The 20450-nt window shown below is 68.7% G+C and carries 19 protein-coding genes; 9 read left to right on the top strand and 10 right to left on the bottom strand.

Annotation, left to right across the window (positions count from 1 at the left end; translation table 11 throughout):
* Position 1: 1 nt before the first annotated feature.
* Together AC1Q5A_RS13975 and AC1Q5A_RS13980 are read left to right on the top strand one after the other, a co-directional pair.
* Positions 2-1504, top strand: coding sequence for a peptide MFS transporter (locus tag AC1Q5A_RS13975; protein WP_492701606.1), 1503 nt, complete (start codon positions 2-4; stop codon positions 1502-1504).
* 133 nt (positions 1505-1637) lie between these two features.
* Positions 1638-3134, top strand: a complete 1497-nt coding sequence (locus tag AC1Q5A_RS13980; RefSeq protein WP_492701608.1) for a peptide MFS transporter — start codon at positions 1638-1640, stop codon at positions 3132-3134.
* A 45-nt stretch (positions 3135-3179) separates the two neighbouring features.
* Here AC1Q5A_RS13980 and AC1Q5A_RS13985 read toward each other — a convergent pair whose 3' ends face one another.
* On the bottom strand, positions 3180-3641 hold the full coding sequence (locus tag AC1Q5A_RS13985) for a MarR family winged helix-turn-helix transcriptional regulator (protein ID WP_492701610.1): 462 nt from the start codon (positions 3639-3641) through the stop codon (positions 3180-3182).
* Positions 3642-3750: 109 nt separating this feature from the next.
* Here AC1Q5A_RS13985 and hppD point away from each other — a divergent pair, with 109 nt between their 5' ends.
* The 6 genes from hppD (at position 3751) to AC1Q5A_RS14015 (ending at position 9941) form a co-directional block, all read left to right on the top strand.
* The gene (gene hppD, locus AC1Q5A_RS13990) at positions 3751-4845 is read left to right on the top strand and encodes a 4-hydroxyphenylpyruvate dioxygenase (protein ID WP_492701612.1); all 1095 of its coding nucleotides are present in this window, start codon (positions 3751-3753) and stop codon (positions 4843-4845) included.
* Positions 4846-4916: 71 nt separating this feature from the next.
* A complete protein-coding gene (locus AC1Q5A_RS13995) occupies positions 4917-5315 on the top strand; it encodes an endonuclease domain-containing protein (RefSeq protein ID WP_492701614.1) in 399 nt (132 codons plus the stop codon).
* Positions 5316-5332: 17 nt separating this feature from the next.
* Positions 5333-6628, top strand: a complete 1296-nt coding sequence (hmgA, locus tag AC1Q5A_RS14000; RefSeq protein ID WP_492701616.1) for a homogentisate 1,2-dioxygenase — start codon at positions 5333-5335, stop codon at positions 6626-6628.
* 37 nt (positions 6629-6665) lie between these two features.
* Complete coding sequence (locus AC1Q5A_RS14005; protein ID WP_492701618.1) at positions 6666-7652, top strand: fumarylacetoacetate hydrolase family protein; 987 nt, start codon at positions 6666-6668, stop codon at positions 7650-7652.
* Between the two features lie 94 nt (positions 7653-7746).
* The gene (gene hemN, locus AC1Q5A_RS14010; RefSeq protein ID WP_492701620.1) at positions 7747-9147 is read left to right on the top strand and encodes an oxygen-independent coproporphyrinogen III oxidase; all 1401 of its coding nucleotides are present in this window, start codon (positions 7747-7749) and stop codon (positions 9145-9147) included.
* A gap of 32 nt (positions 9148-9179) precedes the next feature.
* A complete protein-coding gene (locus AC1Q5A_RS14015) occupies positions 9180-9941 on the top strand; it encodes a helix-turn-helix domain-containing protein (RefSeq protein WP_492701622.1) in 762 nt (253 codons plus the stop codon).
* 30 nt (positions 9942-9971) lie between these two features.
* Here AC1Q5A_RS14015 and AC1Q5A_RS14020 read toward each other — a convergent pair whose 3' ends face one another.
* The 3 genes from AC1Q5A_RS14020 to AC1Q5A_RS14030 all read right to left on the bottom strand — a co-directional run bounded on the left by AC1Q5A_RS14020 (position 9972) and on the right by AC1Q5A_RS14030 (position 11786).
* Positions 9972-10268, bottom strand: coding sequence for a hypothetical protein (locus AC1Q5A_RS14020; protein WP_492701624.1), 297 nt, complete (start codon positions 10266-10268; stop codon positions 9972-9974).
* 38 nt (positions 10269-10306) lie between these two features.
* Positions 10307-10879, bottom strand: a complete 573-nt coding sequence (locus AC1Q5A_RS14025) for a GNAT family N-acetyltransferase (protein WP_492701626.1) — start codon at positions 10877-10879, stop codon at positions 10307-10309.
* A 142-nt stretch (positions 10880-11021) separates the two neighbouring features.
* Positions 11022-11786, bottom strand: coding sequence for a cyclic nucleotide-binding domain-containing protein (locus AC1Q5A_RS14030; RefSeq protein ID WP_492701628.1), 765 nt, complete (start codon positions 11784-11786; stop codon positions 11022-11024).
* A 278-nt stretch (positions 11787-12064) separates the two neighbouring features.
* On the opposite strand from AC1Q5A_RS14030, the gene AC1Q5A_RS14035 reads away from it, so the two are divergent.
* Positions 12065-12628, top strand: a complete 564-nt coding sequence (locus tag AC1Q5A_RS14035; RefSeq protein WP_492701630.1) for a cytochrome b — start codon at positions 12065-12067, stop codon at positions 12626-12628.
* A gap of 72 nt (positions 12629-12700) precedes the next feature.
* On the opposite strand, the gene AC1Q5A_RS14040 is transcribed toward AC1Q5A_RS14035, so the two are convergent.
* The 6 genes from AC1Q5A_RS14040 to AC1Q5A_RS14065 form a co-directional block, all read right to left on the bottom strand.
* On the bottom strand, positions 12701-14416 hold the full coding sequence (locus AC1Q5A_RS14040; RefSeq protein ID WP_492701632.1) for a cbb3-type cytochrome c oxidase subunit I: 1716 nt from the start codon (positions 14414-14416) through the stop codon (positions 12701-12703).
* Complete coding sequence (locus AC1Q5A_RS14045) at positions 14416-15381, bottom strand: c-type cytochrome (RefSeq protein WP_492701634.1); 966 nt, start codon at positions 15379-15381, stop codon at positions 14416-14418. Before AC1Q5A_RS14045 ends, AC1Q5A_RS14040 begins: the two co-directional genes overlap by 1 nt.
* Complete coding sequence (locus AC1Q5A_RS14050; RefSeq protein ID WP_492701636.1) at positions 15378-15623, bottom strand: hypothetical protein; 246 nt, start codon at positions 15621-15623, stop codon at positions 15378-15380. Before AC1Q5A_RS14050 ends, AC1Q5A_RS14045 begins: the two co-directional genes overlap by 4 nt.
* A gap of 246 nt (positions 15624-15869) precedes the next feature.
* Entirely contained in the window at positions 15870-17261 is a 1392-nt protein-coding gene (locus tag AC1Q5A_RS14055; RefSeq protein WP_492701638.1) for an MBL fold metallo-hydrolase RNA specificity domain-containing protein, read from the bottom strand.
* A gap of 40 nt (positions 17262-17301) precedes the next feature.
* Positions 17302-19833 carry a cation-translocating P-type ATPase gene (locus tag AC1Q5A_RS14060; RefSeq protein WP_492701640.1) on the bottom strand — a complete coding sequence of 844 codons (2532 nt, stop codon included), beginning with the start codon at positions 19831-19833 and terminating at the stop codon, positions 17302-17304.
* Between the two features lie 52 nt (positions 19834-19885).
* Positions 19886-20323, bottom strand: coding sequence for a universal stress protein (locus tag AC1Q5A_RS14065; protein ID WP_492701642.1), 438 nt, complete (start codon positions 20321-20323; stop codon positions 19886-19888).
* Positions 20324-20450 lie beyond the last annotated feature (127 nt).

Raw genomic sequence — 20450 nt, forward strand, 5'->3', positions numbered from 1 at the left:
CATGATCCAGACCATCGACGCCGGCGGCGCTCCCGATTACCCGCAGCTGCTCGGCCATCCGCGTCCGCTGTGGATGCTGTTCATGACCGAGTTCTGGGAACGCTTCGCCTACTACAGCGTGAGCTGGGCGCTGGTGCTGTACATCGTGGCGCAGTTCTTCCACGGAGACCCTGCGGGGCAGGGCTGGGCCGCCGGCATCTATGGCGCCTACACCGCGCTGATCTATGCCGCCTCGATCTTCGGCGGCTGGGTGGCCGACCGGGTGATCGGCTACCAGCGCTCGATCCTGCTCGGCGCGGCGGTGATGGCGGCCGGCCTGTTCACCCTGCTGGTGCTGAGCAAGCCGCTGATGATGCTGGGGCTGGCGCTGGTGATCGCCGGCGACGGCCTGTTCAAGCCGAACATCTCCACCATGGTGGGCCAGCTCTACGGCCGCGACGACCCGCGCCGCGATCGCGGCTTCACCCTGTTCTACATGGGCATCAACGCTGGCGCCTTCGTGGCGCCGCTGCTCACCGGCTGGATGGCCGCCGCCTTCAGCGACACGCCAATGCAGCAGAACTACCGCGTGGTGTTCGCCGCCGCCGGCATCGGCATGCTGCTCAGCCTGCTGTGGTTCTGGTTCGGCCGGCGCGGCCTGAAGGGCGTGGGGCGGCCGCTGCCGGGCATGGAGAGCCGCGCGCGCGTGCTGTGGGTACTGCTCGGCGCCGCGCTGGCGGTACCGCTGATCTATGCGCTGCTCGCCTGGGTGGGCGCCGACGGCCTGCAGTGGCTGCTCGGCGTGCTGTTCATCGGCGTGGCGGCGGCGCTGATCGGCGAGGCGCGCCGTCACGACCGCGTGCAGCTGCACCGGGTGATCGCCATGCTGATCGTGTTCGGCTTCAGCGTGCTGTTCTGGACCTTCTATTTCCAGTTCGGCACCTCGCTCAACTTCCTCGCCGAGAACTGGGTGGACCGACAGATGTTCGGCGGCTGGAAGTTCCCGGTCGGCTGGTTCCAGTCAGTCACGCCGCTGGCGATCCTGCTGTTCGCGCCATTGCTGACGCTGGTATGGGGCGCGCTGGCGCGACGCGACGCGGAGCCGTCGATCCCGCGCAAGTTCGGCTTCGGCCTGATCTTCAACGGGCTGGGTTTCGTGGTGCTGGTGTATGCGCTGAAGGAACTGCTCGGCCCCACCGGGCTGATCCCGCTCTGGCCGCTGGTGCTGTGCTACGTGATGCAGACGCTGGGCGAGCTGTGCCTGTCGCCGATCGGGCTGTCGATGGTGACCAAGCTGGCACCACCGCGCTTCGTCGGCCTGGCGATGGGCGGCTGGTTCCTGTCGCTGGCCGCCGGCGGCGACTTCTCCGGTCTGGTGGCGCGCTCGATCAGCGGCGCGCACGGCATGACGGTGGCCTCGGCGCTGTCCGGCTTCACTTTCAGCTTCGGCGTGCTGCTCGGCGCGGGCGTGCTGTTGCTGGTGATCTCGCCGCTGATCAACCGGCTGATGCACGGGGTACGCTGACCGCGTCTTGCGCCACGACGGCGGGGGCGCGTGCTGCAGTGCATTTGACGCGACCCGCGGTCAGCGGTTACACCTTCCCGAAAGAATTTACGGATCCCCACGCGGGGTGCCGATCCACCATCGGGGAGCATCCATGAACCAAACCGTCGATACGGCGCCGCGCGCCGTACCCGGGTATCCGCAGCGCCTCGGCCATCCACGCCCGCTGTGGATGCTGTTCATGACCGAGTTCTGGGAGCGCTTCGCGTTCTACGGCATCCGCTGGGCACTGGTGCTCTACATCGTGGCGCAGTTCTTCGGCGGCGCGGGCGCGGGCCAGCAACCGGCCAGCCGCACCTACGGCGCCTACCTGGCCCTGGTGTATGCCGCGGCGATCTTCGGCGGCTATATCGCGGACCGCGTGCTCGGCTACCAGCGTTCGATCCTGCTGGGTGCGGCGGTGATGGCGGCGGGCCTGTTCATGATCGCCGTGCCGAGCCAGCAGGTGTTCGAGCTGGGCCTGGCCACCATCATCGTGGGCAACGGCCTGTTCAAGCCGAACATCTCCACCATGGTGGGCCGCCTCTACCGCACCGGCGACGAGCGCCGCGACAGCGGCTTCACCATCTTCTACATGGGCATCAACGCCGGCGCGCTGATCTCGCCGATCATCACCGAATACCTGGCCAAGGCGGTGTTCGGCAGCGAGGCGATGCCGAGCTACAAGTACGTGTTCATTGCCTCGGGCGTGGGCATGCTGATCAGCCTGGTGTGGTTCTGGATCGGCCGCCGCGGCCTGCAGGGCGTGGGGCTGGCGCCCGCCGGCGGCGAAAGCCTGGCGCGCGTGGCCTGGGTGCTGCTCGGCATGCTGGTGTGCATTCCCGGCGTGTACTTCCTGCTTGCCGCCGGCGCGGGCTTCCTGCAGTGGGTGCTGAGCATCCTGTTCGTGGCGCTGGCCGTGCTGCTGATGGTGGAAGGCATCCGCGAGGGCAGGGTGCAGCGCGACCGCGTGATCGCCATGCTGATCATCTTCGCGTTCAACGTGCTGTTCTGGATGTTCTTCGAGCAGGCCGGCAGCTCGTTCACCTTCCTCGCCGACCAGATCGTCAACCGCCAGCTCGGCGGCTTCGCCTTCCCCACCGCGTGGTTCCAGTCGGTGAACTCGCTGGCGATCATCTTCCTGGCGCCGCTGATCGCGTGGATCTGGGTGGCGATGAAGAGCCGCAACCCGTCGATCCCGCGCAAGTTCGGCCTGGGCCTTGCGTTCAACGGCCTAGCCTTCCTGCTGCTGATGTTCGCGCTGTCCAGCCTGGTGGACGGGGCCGGCAAGATCCCGTTCTGGACCCTGTTCATGGTCTACGTGATCCAGTCGGTCGGCGAGCTGTGCCTGTCGCCGATCGGGCTGTCGATGGTGACCAAGCTGGCCCCGGTGCGCCTGGTCGGTCTGGGCATGGGCGGCTGGTTCCTCTCCACCGGCATCGGCAACAACCTGTCGGGGATCTTTGCCGGCCACGTCAGCGGCGAAAGCGGGATGACCGTGCAGTCGGCGCTGGGCGGCTACACCTTCGGCTTCTGGTCGCTGCTGGGCGCCGGCGTGCTGCTGTTCCTGATCGCGCCGCTGATCAACCGGCTGATGCACGGGGTGAAGTGACCGGGAACGGGGCGGGAGGCCTGGAGGCTTCCCGCCACGGCCGCTTCACGGCTGCAGCTTGTCCAGTATCCGCATCAGCCAGGCCCGCTCCTCCGCGTCGAGCCGGGCCAGCACCTCGCGCTCGCGCACGCGGGCCATCGGCGCGACCTCGTCGTGCATGGCCCAGCCGGCCTCGGTGAGGCTGAGCACCGAGCGCCGCTTGTCGTTGTCGTGGGTGGCCCGGTCGACCCGGCCGGCCCCGACCAGCCGCGCCAGCGCCCGGCTCACCGCCACCTTGTCCATCGCGGTGCGCTCGGCCACCTCGCGCGCGGACAGGCCCGCGTAGCGCCCCAGCACCGCCATCACCCGCCATTCGGTCACCGAGAGGTCGAAACGGCTCTGGTAGTCGTCGGCGATCGTCTGGCTGATCGTGTTGGACAGGATCGACAGCCGGTAGGGCAGGAAGTGCTCCAGCTGCAGCGGGGCATGCTCGGCGGTGGCAGGGGCGGGCTTGTGCTTGGGGGACATTGCGGCGGTGGTCCTTGCAAATAGTTTCATATGAAACTATAACGTAAGACTAATCCACGGGTGGCACGCTTGCGTGCGGCCATCGTGCACCGACAGACAGGAGAGCGCCATGAACGCGCAACCGAACCTTGGCATGCAGGTCACCACGTTCGAGAACCCGATGGGCATCCACGGCTTCGAGTTCGTCGAATTCGCCGCCCCGGCCGGCCGCGCGAACGAGCTGCACGTGCTGTTCAAGCGGATGGGCTTCAGCGCCGTGCTGAGGCACAAGCGCCGGCCGATCACCGTGTACCGCCAGAACGGCGTGAACTTCCTGGTCAACGAGGATCCGGACTCGTTCGCCGCCGACTTCGCCGCGAAGCACGGTCCCAGCGCCTGCGGTTTCGCGATCCGCTTCCGCAAGCCGGCCGCGCAGGTGCATGCCGCCGTGCTCGGCAACGGCGGCGAGGCGATCGGGCCCGCGGAGGCGAGCAAGGCGGTGAACGCACCGGTGGTCAAGGGCATCGGCGACTGCATGCTGTACCTGGTCGATCGTTACGGCAGCGCCGGCAGCATCTACGACGGCGACTACGCGCCGATCGAGGGCGCCGCGCAGGACCCGAACGGCTTCGGGCTCACCTTCATCGACCACCTCACCCACAACCTGTACTTCGGCAACATGCAGCAGTGGTCGGACTATTACGAGAAGCTGTTCAACTTCCGCGAGATCCGCTACTTCGACATCAAGGGCGCCAAGACCGGCCTGGTGTCCAAGGCGATGACCGCGCCGGACGGCATCGTGCGCATCCCGCTCAACGAGTCGAGCGATCCGAAGAGCCAGATCAACGAATACCTCGACGCCTACCACGGCGAAGGCATCCAGCACATCGCCTGCTTCACCGACGACATCTACGCTACGGTGGAGCGGATGCGCGAAGCCGGGGTGGAATTCCTCGACACGCCGGACGCGTATTTCGAGGTGATCGACGTGCGCGTGCCCGACCACGGCGAGGACGTGCCGCGGCTGGCGAAAAACAGGATCCTGATCGACGCCGACCCGGAAACCCACCAACGCAAGCTGCTGCAGATCTTCACCCAGAACGCGATCGGCCCGATCTTCTTCGAGATCATCCAGCGCAAGGGCAACGAGGGTTTCGGCGAAGGCAATTTCCAGGCGCTGTTCGAGTCGATCGAGCGCGACCAGATGAAACGTGGGGTGCTTTGAGCTCCGAAAGCCCCTCTCCCATGGGGAGAGGGGTTGGGGTGAGGGTGCGGGGTTGAGGTGGGGATACGGATATGCCGAGTAGCATCAAACCGCCATTGCCTACGGGAGCACGCCAGCACGCGAGAGATCTGCGTCGGAGCGGAACCGATGCCGAACACAAACTCTGGTATCAATTGCGTGCCGGACGATTGAACGGACTGAAATTCCGTCGCCAGCATCCCATCCCGCCCTACATCGTCGATTTCTATTGCGAGTCGCGAAAGCTGGTAGTGGAAGTTGACGGCTCGCAGCACAACGATGAAGTCGACCGTGAGCGCACCCGGTTTCTCGAGAGGAAAGGCCTGAGAATACTGCGCTATTGGGACAACGAAGTTCTGCAACAGATGCAAGCGGTGCTGGAAGCGATTGTGGATGTTGCCGACAGCCGAACCCTCACCCCAACCCCTCTCCCGGCGGGAGAGGGGCTCTAAGAGCCAAAGGCGTGCGTATGGCTGACATCAGCGGCGATTACCAATCCGGCTTCGGCAACGAATTCGCCAGCGAGGCGATCCCCGGCGTGCTGCCGGTGGGTCAGAACTCGCCGCAGCGTGTGGCGCACGGGCTGTATGCGGAGCAGTTGTCCGGCACCGCGTTCACCGCGCCGCGGCACCTGAACCGGCGCAGTTGGCTGTACCGGATCCGCCCGGCGGCGGTGCACCAGCCGTTCCGGCAGCTGGCGCATGCCACTTTCCACAACCGTTTCGACGAGGCGCCGGCCACGCCGAACCAGTTGCGCTGGGACCCGCTGCCGCTGCCAGCCGCGCCGACCGACTTCGTCGACGGCCTGGTCACCCTGGCCGGCAACGGCGGCCCGGCCGAGCAGGGCGGCATCGGCATCCACCTCTACGCGGCGAACCGCTCGATGCAGGGGCGGTTCTTCTACGACGCGGACGGCGAGCTGCTGATCGTGCCGCAGCAGGGTCGGTTGCGGCTGGCCACCGAACTGGGCGTGATCGAGGTCGAGCCGCAGGAGATCGCGGTGATCCCGCGTGGCGTGCGTTTCCGCGTGGACCTCCCCGATGGCGGCGCGCGCGGCTACGTCTGCGAGAACTTCGGCGCGCCGCTGCGCCTGCCTGAGCTGGGCCCGATCGGCTCGAACTGCCTGGCCAATGCGCGCGACTTCCTTACCCCGCATGCGGCATACGAGGACGTCGAGGGTGCGTTCGAGCTGGTGGCGAAGTTCCAGGGCGGGCTGTGGACCGCGAACATCGGCCACTCGCCGCTGGACGTGGTGGGTTGGCACGGCAACTACGCGCCGTACAAGTACGACCTGTGCCGCTTCAACGCGATCGGCTCGATCAGCGTCGACCACCCCGACCCGTCGATCTTCACCGTGCTGACCTCGGCCAGCGACACGCCCGGCACGGCGAACGTGGATTTCGCGATCTTCCCGCCGCGCTGGCTGGTGGCGCAGCACACGTTCCGGCCGCCGTGGTTCCATCGCAACGTGGCCAGCGAGTTCATGGGCCTGATCACCGGCGTGTACGACGCCAAGGCCGAGGGCTTCGTGCCCGGGGGCGCCTCGCTGCACAACTGCATGAGCGCGCACGGCCCGGACGCCGCCACGTTCGAGAAGGCGTCGCACGCGGACCTGTCGAAGCCGGACGTGATCGGCGGCACCATGGCCTTCATGTTCGAGACGCGCAAGGTGATCCGCCCCACGCGGCAGGCGCTGGACTCGCCGCAATTGCAGCACGATTACTATCGGTGCTGGCAGGACATCAGCAAGCACTTCGCGCCGTGAACCCGACCGACCCACGCACCCGACACAAGGCAGCACGATGAAACTCGGATCCCTCAAGGAAGGCGGCCGCGACGGCACGCTGGTGGTGGTCAGCCGCGACCTCACGCGCGCGGTCAGGGCCAGCGGCATCGCCGCGACGCTGCAGGCGGCGCTGGATGACTGGTCGAACGCCGCACCACGGCTCAACGCGCTGTCCGATGCATTGAATGCCGGCACGGCGACGGGTGCGTTCGCGCTGGAGATCGCCGCGCTCGCCTCGCCGCTGCCGCGCGCGTACGAATTCGTCGACGGCTCGGCCTACCTGCCGCACGTGGAGCGCGTGCGCCGCGCCCGCGGCGCCGAGGTGCCGAAGTCCTTCTACACCGATCCGCTGATGTACCAGGCCACCAGTGCCGGCTTCCTCGGACCGCGCGATCCGGTGGTGGTGCCCAGCGAGGATTTCGGCATCGACCTGGAGGCCGAGGTGGTGGTGGTCACCGACGACGTGCCGATGGCGGCCACGCCGGCGCAGGCGTCCGAACACATCCAGCTGGTCGGCCTGGTCAACGACGTCAGTCTGCGCGGGCTGATCCCGGGCGAGCTGGCCAAGGGCTTCGGCTTCCTGCAGAGCAAGCCGCGCTCGGCGTTGTCGCCGGTACTGGTCACGCCGGACGAACTCGGCGCGGCGTGGTCCGGCGACAAGCTGCACCTGCCGATGCGCACCTGGCTCAACGGCGCGTGGTTCGGCGAAGCCGAGTGCGGCGTCGACATGCAGTTCAGCTTCGCCGAACTGGTCGCCCACGTGGCGAAGACCCGCCCGCTCACCGCCGGCACCATCGTCGGCTCCGGCACCATCGCCAACGAGGACACCGGCAAGGGCGCTTCCTGCCTGGCCGAGCAGCGCACGGTGGAAACCCTGCGCGACGGCCATCCGACCACCCCGTTCCTGAAGTTCGGCGACCGCCTGAAGATCGACGTCACCGACGCCGCCGGCGCCTCGATCTTCGGTTCGATCGAGCAGCAGGTGGTCCCGTACCAGCGGTAGCGCGCCGGCGGGCTGCTGCGGCATCTCGCCGCGATATGGCGGCAATTGACCCGGATCAAGGCACGCCGGGCGGCGCGTCGACAGACTCGCCAGCATGGCCATTCCCATCACTCCTCCCGAATTCGACCCGGCGCTGATCGCCCGCTACGACGTGGCGGGGCCGCGTTACACCAGTTATCCGACGGCGCCGCAGTTCCGCGCCGACTTCGACGAGGCGGCCCTGCGCGCGGTGATCCGCGCCTCCAACGAGGAGCCGATCCCGCGCCCGCTGTCGGTGTACGTGCATGTGCCGTTCTGCATGAGCCCGTGCTTCTACTGCGGCTGCAACCGGGTGATCACCCGCGACGCGACCCAGGCGGACCGCTACCTCGAGCGGCTGTACCGCGAGATCGAGTTGATCGCGCCGCTGTTCGACCGCGACCGCCCGGTACGCCAGTTGCATTTCGGCGGCGGCACGCCGAACTTCCTCGACGCGGCGCACATGGGCGAACTGCTGGAGTCGCTGGCGCGGCATTTCAGCTTCAGCCACGAGGCGGACCGCGAATACGGCATCGAGATCGACCCGCGCTTCGCCGACGGCGCCTACGTGCGCAACCTTGGCGAGCTGGGTTTCAACCGGATCTCGGTGGGCATCCAGGATTTCGATCCGGCAGTGCAGAAGGCGGTCAACCGGGTCCAGAGTTTCGAGCAGACCCGCGAGGTGATCGAGGCGGCGCGCGCGGCGTCGTTCCGCTCGGCCAGCGTCGACCTGATCTACGGCCTGCCGCTGCAGACGGTGGACGGCTTCAGCCGCACGCTGGAGCAGGTGGTGGCGCTGAATCCCGATCGTGTGGCGGTATACGGCTACGCGCATCTGCCGGAGATGTTCAAGGCGCAGCGGCAGATCGAGGCGTCCGAGCTGCCGGACGCGGCCACCCGGCTGGCGCTGTTCGGGCGCGCACTGGAGCAGCTCAGCGCGGCCGGCTACGTCTACATCGGCATGGACCATTTCGCGCGCGCCGACGACGAACTGGCGCTGGCGCAGCGCACCGGCACCCTGCAGCGCAATTTCCAGGGCTACTCGACACACGGCGACTGCGACATCGTCGGCCTCGGCGTCAGCGCAATCGGCCGCATAGGCGACAGCTACAGCCAGAACGCGCGCGACCTGATCGGCTACTACGCGGCGCTGGACGCGGGCCGCTTGCCGCTGATGCGCGGCCTGCAGCTGGACGAGGACGACCTGATCCGGCGCGAGCTGATCAACGAGCTGATGTGCCATGGCGTGCTCGACAAGCAGGCCTTCGGCGTGCGCCACCGGTTGCTGTTCGACGAGTACTTCGAGCGTGAGCGGCAGCGCCTGCTGCCGCTGCTGGAGGACGGGCTGGTGCTGGAGAGTCCACGCGAGATCCGGGTGACCTCGCAGGGCCGGCTGCTGCTGCGTATCATCGCCATGTGCTTCGATGCCTACTTGGGCGACAATGCCCGGGCCTCGCGATACTCGCGCGTGATCTGACCAACGCAGCCTCCACCGGCACGGCCGACATCATGCAATCCAAGTACCCGGCAGGTCGCCTGCCTGATCCGCCCAGCCCGATTGCCGACGACGGCGATGAAACGCATTTCTGCGGTACCTGCGCCTTTTCCAGCGCCTGCATCGCGGCGGGCTACCACAAGCCCGAGCTGGCGGCGCTGCAATGCCTGGTCGAGCACGTGGGGCCGTTCCGCGCCGGCGAGCACATCTTCCGCACCGGCGATCCGTTCCGGGCGATCTTCGCCGTGCGCAGCGGCACCGTGAAGACCTGCATGGTCGACAAGGAAGGCCGCGAGCAGGTACTCGGCTTCTACCTGCCGGGCGAGGTGATCGGCCTCAACGCGATCTACCCCGAGCACTTCCCGTGTGACGCGGTGGCGCTGGACACCACCTTCTTCTGCCGCTTCTCGTTCCCCGCGATGAGCGCGCTGGCCTCGCGCGTGCCGGCGGTGCAGCAGCACCTGTTCCGCATGCTCAGCAAGGAGCTCGGCACGGCCTCGCTGCTGGCCGGCGACCACAGCGCCGACGAGCGCGTGGCCGCGTTCCTGCTCGACCTGGCCAGCCGCTACGCCGCGCGCGGCTTCTCCGCCACCCGCTTCCATCTCAGCATGTCGCGCGGCGACATCGCCAACTACCTGCGGCTGGCCGCCGAAACCGTCAGCCGCGTGCTGAGCCGCTTCCGCGCGCAGAAGTTGATCTCGATCGAGGGGCGCGAGCTGGAGCTGCTGAACCCGGCGCGGCTGCGCGAGATCGGGCAGACACTGCTGCGGGAATAGGGCCGCCTGCCGGACCCGCCGTATACGGGGTCAGTGCTGCATCAGCACCGGCACGCCGGCCTGCCGCGCGAGGGCGCAGAATGCGGTCAGTTCGTCGGCCGATTCGGGGCGCGTTTCGAGCAGCAGGCCCAGCACGGTCGGCTCGGTGGCGTGCGCGCGCAGCGCCGGGTCGATGAAGCAGCCGGTGAGGTTGCTGCCCCAGCGCGCGGCGATCGCGATGCCCGCGGTGACGGCGGGGCTCCATGGCCGGGCCGAGGTGACCAGCGCGAGGATGTCGCCGGGACGCGTGACGCGTGTCGACGGATCGGCTTGCTCGTGGCTTGTCATGTGATGGGGGTGGTCGAGGGTTGGGGCCGGCGCGGTATTCAGAGCTCGAAAGAATGGATGACGTGCGTGGCATCATCCGGGTCGAGCCGGCGGGTAAAGCCCAGGTAGGCGGCCAGCTCGCGCATCGGTTCGTTTCCGGCGGCGTCGATCGAGAACATCTGCCGGAAACCGTTCTTGCGCGCAGCCTCGATCAGGCGGCGCATCAGCAGCACGGCCAGGCCGCGGTGGCGCCAGTCGTCGGCGACCGTCACCGCACATTCGCAGTGCTTGTCGTCGGCGCTGGCGGCATAGCGGCTCACGCCGACTTCGCGCAGCTCGCCGTTGTCGTGGGCCAGCGCCACGAAGGCCATCCGCTGCCGGGCATCCACGTCCATCAGCGAATCGATCAGCGCCAGGTTGGCGCCCTTCATGCTGCCGAGGAAACGGAAGCGACAGGCTTCCCCGGACAGCCGGTTGATGAAATCCGTTTCGCGCTGGCGGTCGTCCGGGCGCAGCGGACGTATCAGCACCGGGCTGCCGTCGGCGAGAGTCTCGATCCAGTGGGTTCCCTCGATGGCGCCGAAGGGCGTGGCGGCCGGGCTGCCGTGGCTGGTCTGGTATGCGCTGGACATGATCTGCCCCGATGACGGATGGATCGCGGTCGATTCCCGCGCCCAGGCGGCTGCCTGCCATGGCGCGGTCCCTTGCAGGGTCGATTTGTACGCCGCGCGGTGCCGCCTGCTGTTGACCTCGGTCAACCAGGCAGGCGGGAGGTCAGCCGGCGTCGTTCCGGCGGGATCCGGTCGGGTGGCCGTTGCGGCAGAGATCGGCGAGCAGGTCGGGGCGCAGGATGCGCACGGCCTTGCGGTTGACCTCAAGCACGCCCATCTCCTCCATCCGCGAGAACAGGCGGCTGACCGTCTCCACCACCAGGCCGAGGTAGTTGGCGATGTCGTAGCGCGACATGGTCAGGGTGAGTGCGGCGCCATCGCGCTGCAGGCGCTCGTAGCGGTCGGCGAGGCTCTTCAGGAAGATCGCCAGCTGCTCCTGCGCCTGCTGCCGGCCCATCATCACCAGGTGCCGATGCTCCTCGACCACCTCGCGGCTGATCACCCGCATCAGCTGGCGGTGCAGCGCCGGCACCTCGCTGGTGACCTGCTGCAGTTGCGCATAGGGCAATTCGCAGATGCTGGAGCGCTCCAATGCCTCGGCCTGGCTGGCGTGCCGGTTCGAGGCCAGTGCGTCGAAGCCGATGATTTCGCCCGGCAGGTGGAAGCCGAGGATCTGCGCGTCGCCCGCCTCGTTCTGCACGAAGGTCTTGAGCGAGCCCGACCGCACCACATAGAGCGCCTTGAACGGATCGCCGTCGCGGTACAGCACGCCGCCACGCTCCAGCGTGCGCTTGTCCTTGACGGTGCCGTCCAGCCGGGTCAGGTCGTCGCCACCGATGCCGGCGGGCAGGCACAGCTCGTTCAGCGCACAGGAGCTGCAGCTGCGGCGCAGCAGGTTCAGATCGAGGACGTTTGTGCTGGGTTCCATCGGCATCATCTATCGATTGGGGAACGGTCCTCGCGGGGCTCCCTCCCGCCGGATCCGAACTTAGCACGGAAGACCGCTGCGCCACGTTGCGGCCGGTGCGGCCGAACCGCACAGGGCGAGTGGTTGCGACTCGTTCGCGTGTTGCCGTGTGCGGTCCGCTCCGCATTTGACCACGCTCAAGTCACCGGCGGGCCGGCGCCGGCAGACTGCACGCGTCAGGGCCACGACCCGCATGCCGGGTCCGGCAGCATCCACGACCCTGCATCAGCGGAGGCCTCATGAACTGGAAGAACACGGTGGATCGTTACGGCTCGCCGTCGGTGGCGATGCACTGGCTGATGCTGCTGTTGCTGGCGGCCGTATACGCCTGCATCGAGCTGCGCGGCATGTACCCGCGCGGGAGCGACATGCGCGAGGCGCTGAAGACCTGGCACTTCATGCTGGGGCTGGGCGTGTTCGCGCTGGTTTTCGTGCGCCTGGCACTGCGCCTGGTGGCCGGGGCGGCACCCCTGATCCGGCCGGCGCTGCCCGCGTGGCAGGCGCGCCTGGCCGCGCTGATGCATCTGGCGCTGTACGCCTTCCTGCTGGCGATGCCGCTGCTCGGCTGGCTCACCCTCAGCGCCGCCGGCAAGCCGATCCCCTTCTTCGGGCTGCAACTGCCTCCGCTGCTGGGCGCGGACAAGGCGCTGGCCGGCTCCCTCAAGGAGATCCACGAGACCATCGGCACGATCGGCTACTACCTGGTCGGCCTGCATGCCGCGGCCGCGCTGTTCCACCACTACTGGACGCGCGACAACACCCTGTTGCGCATGTTGCCGGGATCCGGGCGCCGGGCCGGTTGAACGCGTGCACCGTCGTCGCGGCGTGACGGAAAGGCCACCGGTGACGGTGGCCTTTCCGCGACGACGCCGTGCTCAGGATCGTACCGGCAGCGGCAGCAGCGCATCGGCTGCGACCGTGGGCGACGGCAGCGATGCGCGGGCCTCCAGCGAGGCCAGGAAGCGCCAGACGAAGGCCAGCGTCACCAGCAGCAGGCCGGGATAGCCGACGCCGGCCAGCAGGTAGGGCAGGGTCGGGTCGGCAAGCACGCGTACCCGCGGCAGGTTGAAGCTGAGCAGGCCTAGCGTGATGACGCCACCGAACACCCACATCATCATCAGCCAGATGCCCGCCTCGAACCCGCTCAGCGGGCGGCCCCAGCCGGTGCTGCCGCGCGGCAACGCCGCGTCGCGGTGGAGGACGCTTCGCGGATCGGCGGCAGGCGCACGTACCCGCCGACCCAGCGTGAAGAGGTCGTAGGCGAGGATCCCGGCGCCGACCGTGAAGACGACGCCGAACATTGGCAACAGCAGCTTGAACAGGCCCATGGCGCGTGAGACGTCGCCGCCGAACCAGCCCAGGCCCAGGATGCGGTACACGTAGATCTGTACCGTGCCGCCCAGCGCGAAGGCGAACGCCAGGCCGAGCACGCCGGTGAGCACCAGCCAGAAGCCGAGCTTGCCCAGCCGCTGGTCGTAGTCGGGTGCCTTGCGCATGATCGGCACGGCGTAATACGCCGCGGCGATGCCCAGCATGCCGAAGGTGCCGAACAGCGCCAGGTGGGCATGTCCCGGCGTCACCCAGGTGCCGTGCGACCACACATTGGTCAGCGCGAAGGTCATGCTGAAGCCGAGGATGCCGGCACCGATCTGCTCCAGCACCACCGAGCCGAGGATGAAGTAGAACGCGGGCGCGTTCTCCAGCGGGCGCCGGTTGGTGTGCGCGTCGAGGTAGATGTGCCAGAAGCAGAACACCAGCGGCAGCGGCTCCAGCGCGCTGAACAGCGAGCCCCAGAACTGCCAGAACTCCGGCGTGCCGATCCAGAAGTAGTGGTGCGCGTTGCCGATCAGCCCGGACAGCCACACCAGCGCCACGCCCCAGAACACCGCGAAGCCCACCGATTTGATGTCGACCTTGAACATCAGCACCAGCAGGAAGCCGACCAGGCTGATGTGGATCACCTCCCACACGCCCTCCACCCAGTAGTGCACGACGAACCAGCGGAAGTACTCCTGCAGGTCCAGCCGCGCCACGTAGAACAGGCCGAACACCCACACCGCCATCAGCGCCGTCACGCCGAGGCCCAGTCCCCAGTGGATCTCGTTCCACTGCCGCACCGGCGGGAAGGTGCGCAGCACCACGTAGGCGAGGATCGCGAAGCCGACCAGCACCAATACGCCGGCGATGCGCCCGGCCTCCAGGTACTCCAGCCCCTGCTGCAGCCACGGCTGTCCGTGCCACCAGCCGGCGATGCCGTACTGCGCCAGGCGCAGAGTGAAGAAGTTCCACACGACGATGACGATCAGCGCGTAGAACAGCAGCTTGATCAGCCATGGCGCCACCATCTCGCGCCGGGCGAGCAGCGGTGCGACGAACAGGATCGCGCCGATGAAGCCGGACAGGATCCACAGGATGCCCAGGTTGAGATGCTCGGCGCGGGCGATGTTGAAGTTGATCGTGCCGGCCTGCACGCTGGGATCGACATGCTGGGTGGCGAGGACCAGGCCGTAGCCGACCTGGAGCAGGAACAGCACCAGCATGAGCATGAAGAAGCGCAGGCTGAGCCGCTGCGTCTGGTATTCGATTTGCATCACTGCTTCTCCAGGGAGTGGAGGTAGGCCACGATGGCGTCGACTTCATCGTTCTTCAGCAGGGTGTCGTAGCCGGGCATCACGCTGGCTGGATAACCCGCCACGATCTTCGCGTTCGGCTGGCGGATCGACTCGACCAGGTAGGCGTCGTCGGCCACCACGCTGCTGCCGTCGGCGAGGCTGACGCGTGAGCCGTACAGGCCGCCCCAGCCGGGCCCGACGAGGCGTTGCCGCGTCGTGGCGTGGCAGGCGGTGCAGCCGTTGTCCTTCACCAGCTGCGCGCCGCGCGCCGCCGGATCGGCCGCGACCGCGGCGGGCGGGGCGACGGGCGCGGCGGTCGCCGGCGCGATCGCCTGCACGCCGAGCGCCAGCCGCACGCGTTCGTCGAGCCCGGCCTCGGCCTCCACCCGCGGCGGCCAGCCTTCGGTGTTCATCGCCGAGGTGTACTTGAGGTAGGCGATCAGCTGGCCGATCTCGTCCTTGCTCAGCGGCAGGTTGGGCATGTTGCTCGGCTTGCCGCCGCGCCGGCCGACGCGATCCGCGGCCTCGGGGAACTTGCCGTCGTAGGCCTTGAGCGTGGCGGCGCCGGTATCGGCGTGCTGCACGGGATCCTGCAACTGCGCGCGCACCGCGGCAGCCGTGGGCCAGCTGCCCGCCGACGGCAGGAACGCGGCCAGCCACGCCGGGCCGGCCTGCGCGTACTCGCGGGTGAGGTCCGGGCCGAGGTACGCGCCGTTGCCCACCATGGTGTGGCAACCCATGCAGTTGTAGGCCTGGAACACCCGCTTGCCGTCCTCGGCCTTGTACGGGCCGTAACTGACCGCGCCCGGCGTCACCTGGCCACGCGATTTCATGAACGAGAAGAGGGAGAGCACGACGAAGGCCAGCGTCATGATGCCAAGCATCACGAACGCACCGCGCCGCCGTGGGGTTTCGCAGCTGCTGCCGCCGACTCCGCAGCTCATGACCGCTTCGCCTGGTCGTCGCCGGCCGGGGTCGGCGCGGCGTCATGCAGGAACAGGATGCGCAGGCTGCCGATGAAGACGTAGAAGACGTATACCGACAGTGCGAAGCCGACGCAGAAGTAGACCAGCCAGGCGGCGTGCGACTCCGGCCAGTACTCGAAATCCCGCCAGAACGGCCACGAAAGCAGGAACGCGGCCACGCAGGCCAGCACCGAAATCGTCAGATCAGTGATCCGTTGCATCGCACGATTACCCCCGAGAGTTGGTTTGACGCATTGCCAGGCAACGCCGAAAACCGCCGGGCCCTCTCCCCTGACGGAGGGCCGCGCGTGGGACGGGTCGACTATAGGTACGCCGTGGGGCGGTGCGTCTGATCCAGGTCAAGCGTTGCTGCATCGACGGCAGGCGCCACAGGTGCGGCTGGGCAGCGGCGCCCCTGCATGCGCTTCGGCGCGAAGGGCGCGGTCGTTGAGACTGCGGCCGTCGGTTCAGCCGATCTTGATCGGCTCGTGCAGGCCGGGCAGCTGGACGGCGACGCCGCGCGCTTCCAGCGCTTCCTGCATCGCCCGCATGCCGCGCTCGTATTCGCCGTGCACCAGGAATACCTTGCGCCGCGGCGCGTCGCCCAGCCAGGCCAGCAGCGAGGGCTGGTCGGCGTGCGCGGAGAAACCGTTGATCGTCCACACCTGTGCGCGCACCGGGATTTCCTCGTTGAACACGCGCACGCTGGGCGCGCCGTCGATGATCCGCCGCGCCAGCGTGCCTTCGGCGGCGTAGCCGACGAACACCACGCTGCTGCGTTCGCGCCACAGGTTGTGCTTGAGGTGATGGCGCACGCGGCCGCCGTTGCACATGCCCGAACCGGCCAGGATGATCGCGCCGCCATCGACGTTGTTGATCGCCATCGACTCGGCCGTCTCGCGGGTGAAGTGCAGGCCGGGCATGGCGAACGGATCGTCGTGTCGCAGCTCGTCCAGGAAGCGTTCGTCGAAGCATTCCGGGTGGCGGCGGAAGATCTCGGTGGCGGAGATCGCCATCGGCGAATCCAGGAATACCCGCACATGCGCGGGGATCGCGCCGTCGCGGATGCCGCGGTGCAGGTAGTAGAGGATCTCCTGGGTGCGCTCCAGCGCGAAGGTGGGGATCACCACGTTGCCGCGCCGGTTCACCGTCTCGCGGATGGCCCGGTACATCTCGTCGACGGAGTCGGGCACCGAGCGGTGCGGGCGGTCGCCATAGGTGCTTTCCATCACCACGTAGTCGGCGGCCGGCGCGGGTGTCGGGTCGCGCAGCAGCGGGCGGCCCGGGTTGCCGAGGTCGCCGGAAAACAGCATGCGGCGGTGCTGCCCGCCGTCGTCCAGTTCCAGCAGCACCGAGGCCGAGCCGAGGATGTGGCCGGCATCGAGGAAGCGCGCGGTGACGCCCTCGACGACCGGCACGGTGTCGCCATAGCCGACATCCGGGCCGAAGAAATCCAGCGCGTGCAGCGCGTCGTCCAGCGTGTACAGCGGCGGCGCCAGCGCCTCGCCGCGGCGGTTGTTGCGCTGCGCGCGGCGTGCGTCCTCCTCCTGCAGGCCGGCGGCGTCCAGCATCACCACCCGCGCCAGTTCGCGGGTGGCGGCGGTGGTGAGGATGCGTCCGCGGAAACCCCGGCGCACCAGCAGCGGGATCCTGCCGCAATGGTCCAGGTGGGCATGGGTGAGCAGCAGCACGTCGATGCCGGCCGGGTTGAAGCCGAACGGCTCGGCGTTGGCCTGCTCAACCTCGTCGCTGCCCTGGAACATGCCGCAGTCGATCAGCACGCGGCGGTCGTTGCAGGTGACCAGGTGGCAGGAACCGGTCACCTGCTTGGCGGCGCCGTGGCAACTGTAGATGATCATGCGGTGTTTCCTCAGGGAGGCAGTTCGCCGGACTCTCGCATCATGCCCGCGCCGGCGTACGGGTGCCGGCACGGCGTGTCCGGCGCAGGATCTCCAGCCATGCGACGGTGGCGACAAGCATGCCCAGGGTGCCGGGTATCGCGATGAGGTGCGGAACGCCCAGCCCCATCACTTCGCGGAGGAACGGCATGCCGAGCACCGCGGCCAGCATCAGCACCACGCCGCCGAACATCCGCCCCAGCCATGGGTTAGCTCCCGTTGCACAAGCCAGCGCCGGACGGGACAGGTCGCGGTTGGCCAGGGTCAGCAGGAACAGGCCGAGCACGAGTGCGACGAACACCGCGCTGCGGCTCTGCGCGGCGTCGAGGCGCTGGCCGAGCAGCAGGCCGTAGCCGAGCAGCAGGATGGCGGCGAAGCCCAGCCCCTGCACTACCGCATGGCGCAGGTTGGCGGCGGCGAACGGGGAGTCCGATGGCGCGCGCGGCGGCCGCCGCATGATGTCGTCGGCGGCGGGCTCGGCCTCGAACACCACCGAGCAGGCCGGGTCGATCAGGAGTTCCAGCAGCACGATGTGCACCGGCATCAGCAGCACCGGCCAGTGCAGCAGGGTGGGCACCAGCGCCAGCGCGATGATCGGCATGTGCACGGCGAACACGAAGCGGGTGGCCTTGGTGATGTTGTCGTAGATGCGCCGGCCCTGGCGGATCGCACTGACGATGCTGGCGAAGCTGTCGTCCAGCAGCACCAGCGCCGCCGCCTCGCGCGCCACGTCGGTGCCGCGCTCGCCCATCGCGACACCGACGTCGGCGGCCTTCAGCGCGGGCGCGTCGTTGACGCCGTCGCCGGTCATCGCCACCACCTCGCCGTCTTCGCGCAGCAGCTGCACCAGGCGCAGCTTCTGCTCGGGCTTGAGCCGTGCGCACAGGTCGACGTGACGCAGGCGCTGGCGCAGTGCGGCGTCGTCCAGCAGCGCCATCTCCGCCCCGGTGATCACCTCGGCGCGTTCGCTCAGCCCCACCTGGCGGGCGATCGCGCGGGCGGTGGCGGGATGGTCGCCGGTCATCATGATGACGCGCACGCCAGCGCCGCGGCATTCGGCGATCGCCGCCGGCACCTCCGGCCGCGGCGGGTCGACGAAGCCGACCAGGCCGAGGAAGCGGAAGTCGAAATCGTGCTGGCTGCGCGGCCATGCCGCGCCCCGCCATTCGCCGCGGGCCACGCCGAGCACGCGCAGGCCGCGCTCGGCCATCGCCTCGACCTGGCGCAGGATGGCCGCGGCGTCGGCGGCGCCCAGGTGGCACAGGTCGATCACCGCCTCCGGCGCGCCCTTGGTCGCCAGCAGGTGGGTGTCGCGCGCGTCGCCGCGGAACACGTGGGTCATCGCCAGGATCTCCGGCGACAGCGCGTACTCGAATTCCGGCGCCCATTCGGCGTGCACGTGTTCGGTGTCGGTGAGCCAGCGCAGGCCGGACTGCTGGATCGCCTTCTCCATCGGGTCGAACGGGTCGGCCGGGGTGGCCAGCATGGCGAACTCGACCAGTTCGTGGAACGGCTCGGGCAGTTCGGTCGCATCCTGCTCGTGCGAGCTGCCGTCGACCAGCCGCCATTCGGCCACCTGCATGCGGTTCTGGGTCAGCGTGCCGGTCTTGTCGACCGCCAGCACCGAGATCGCGCCCAGCGCCTCCACCGCAGGCACGCGGCGGGTGAGCACCTTGTGCCTGGAGATCCGCCACGCGCCCAGCGCGAGGAACACGGTGAGGATCACCGGGATCTCCTCCGGCAGGATCGCCATGGTCAGCGCGATGCCGGCCAGCACGCTCTGCAGCAGGCCGTGGCCGTCCCACAGCCAGCCGAGTAGGGCGTAGGCCGCGGCCAGCAGCAGTCCGCCGACGGTGAGGTTGCGGATCAGCCGGCGCGAGGCCTGCTGCAGGCCGGACACCGGCTCGACGGTATCGGCCAGCGCCTGGCCGATATGGCCCACCGCGGTGGCGCCGGCGATGGCATGAACCTCGGCGACGCCCACGCCCTTGGTCACCACGGTGCTGGCGAACAGCTGGCCGGCGTCCTCGCCGGGCAGCTTGGTGGCTGGCACCGCCTCGCCGGTGAGCAGCGATTCGTTGACGTCCAGGTGGCCGTCCAGCAGCCGCGCATCGGCGGCGATGCGGTCGCCCTCATGCAATACCAGCAGGTCGCCCACCACCACCTCGCGGCCGGGGACGCGGATCTCCTGGCCGCCGCGGATCACCAGCGCGCGCGGCGCGGACAGCTCGCGCAGCGATTCCAGGGCCCGCTGGGTCTTGCGCTCCTGTGCCAGCGTGATGCCGATGACGACGAACACGAACGACAGCAGGAACGCCGCCTCGGCGCGGTCGCCCAGCGCCAGGTACAGGCCGCCGGCCACCAGCAGCATCAGGAACATCGGTTCCAGCAGCACGCCGGCGACCATCGACCATAGCGTCCGCGGCGCGCTGCCGGGCAGCAGGTTCGGACCGCGTTCGGCCAGCCGGCGGGCCGCCTCGGCCGGGTCCAGCCCGGCCAGGCTGGCGGGGCGGGGCGGCCGGGCGGTGCTCATGCGCGTTTCCGCGCCGCGCCGGTGGGCAGGGCGCGCCGCGCGAGGGAGCGGTTCAGCGGCAAACCAGCACCGGCACGTCGCCGTTGAGGATCACCTTGTGCGTCTCGCTGCCCAGCAGCAGCCGGTCGAAGCCGCGCCAGCCGTGCGAAGCCATCACGATCAGGTCGCATTGGTGCTTCTTCGCGGCGCCGACGATGGCGGCAAAGGGGCGTGCGTCCACTTCATGGCTGCTCTCGCAGGGAACCCCGGCCGCTTGCGCCCGCCGGCGCACCTCCTCCAGGTAGGCCTCCGCGCTGGCCACCGCCTCGCGGGTGTAGGTCGCCTCGCTGGCCTGGATGAACTCGGCGAAGTAGACGGTGGCGGGGAACGGCACCAGCGCATGGAAGGCGTGCACGCGCGCGCCCAGCCGGGCAGCCAGTTCGATGCCGGTGTCGACCGCGCGCAGCGACAGTTCGGAACCGTCGGTGGGCAGCAGGATGTGCTTGAACATGAGGAGATTCTCCGCGGGAGGAAGCGTCAGAGCTTGTGAAGAAAACCACTTCCTGTGGTTTTCTTCTGTCGCGAGTCCGGCACATGTATGCATGCCATCCTGGCATGCACCCTGCGGGCCAGCCTGC

This window comes from Rhodanobacter sp. GW835-FHT13D09 (assembly GCF_058793995.1).

Bases quoted from the DNA above. Each gene is read 5' to 3' on its own strand.
- hppD (WP_492701612.1), top strand. From the start codon at position 3,751: ATGAACGCGCAACCGAACCTTGGCATGCAGGTCACCACGTTCGAGAAC.
- AC1Q5A_RS14045 (WP_492701634.1), bottom strand. From the start codon at position 15,381: ATGAGCTGCGGAGTCGGCGGCAGCAGCTGCGAAACCCCACGGCGGCGC.
- AC1Q5A_RS13980 (WP_492701608.1), top strand. From the start codon at position 1,638: ATGAACCAAACCGTCGATACGGCGCCGCGCGCCGTACCCGGGTATCCG.
- AC1Q5A_RS14060 (WP_492701640.1), bottom strand. From the start codon at position 19,833: ATGAGCACCGCCCGGCCGCCCCGCCCCGCCAGCCTGGCCGGGCTGGAC.
- AC1Q5A_RS14035 (WP_492701630.1), top strand. From the start codon at position 12,065: ATGAACTGGAAGAACACGGTGGATCGTTACGGCTCGCCGTCGGTGGCG.
- AC1Q5A_RS14015 (WP_492701622.1), top strand. From the start codon at position 9,180: ATGCAATCCAAGTACCCGGCAGGTCGCCTGCCTGATCCGCCCAGCCCG.
- AC1Q5A_RS13975 (WP_492701606.1), top strand. From the start codon at position 2: ATGATCCAGACCATCGACGCCGGCGGCGCTCCCGATTACCCGCAGCTG.
- AC1Q5A_RS14050 (WP_492701636.1), bottom strand. From the start codon at position 15,623: ATGCAACGGATCACTGATCTGACGATTTCGGTGCTGGCCTGCGTGGCC.
- AC1Q5A_RS14025 (WP_492701626.1), bottom strand. From the start codon at position 10,879: ATGTCCAGCGCATACCAGACCAGCCACGGCAGCCCGGCCGCCACGCCC.
- AC1Q5A_RS14020 (WP_492701624.1), bottom strand. From the start codon at position 10,268: ATGACAAGCCACGAGCAAGCCGATCCGTCGACACGCGTCACGCGTCCC.
- AC1Q5A_RS14065 (WP_492701642.1), bottom strand. From the start codon at position 20,323: ATGTTCAAGCACATCCTGCTGCCCACCGACGGTTCCGAACTGTCGCTG.
- AC1Q5A_RS14030 (WP_492701628.1), bottom strand. From the start codon at position 11,786: ATGGAACCCAGCACAAACGTCCTCGATCTGAACCTGCTGCGCCGCAGC.
- AC1Q5A_RS14005 (WP_492701618.1), top strand. From the start codon at position 6,666: ATGAAACTCGGATCCCTCAAGGAAGGCGGCCGCGACGGCACGCTGGTG.
- AC1Q5A_RS14055 (WP_492701638.1), bottom strand. From the start codon at position 17,261: ATGATCATCTACAGTTGCCACGGCGCCGCCAAGCAGGTGACCGGTTCC.
- hemN (WP_492701620.1), top strand. From the start codon at position 7,747: ATGGCCATTCCCATCACTCCTCCCGAATTCGACCCGGCGCTGATCGCC.
- AC1Q5A_RS13985 (WP_492701610.1), bottom strand. From the start codon at position 3,641: ATGTCCCCCAAGCACAAGCCCGCCCCTGCCACCGCCGAGCATGCCCCG.
- hmgA (WP_492701616.1), top strand. From the start codon at position 5,333: ATGGCTGACATCAGCGGCGATTACCAATCCGGCTTCGGCAACGAATTC.
- AC1Q5A_RS14040 (WP_492701632.1), bottom strand. From the start codon at position 14,416: ATGCAAATCGAATACCAGACGCAGCGGCTCAGCCTGCGCTTCTTCATG.
- AC1Q5A_RS13995 (WP_492701614.1), top strand. From the start codon at position 4,917: ATGCCGAGTAGCATCAAACCGCCATTGCCTACGGGAGCACGCCAGCAC.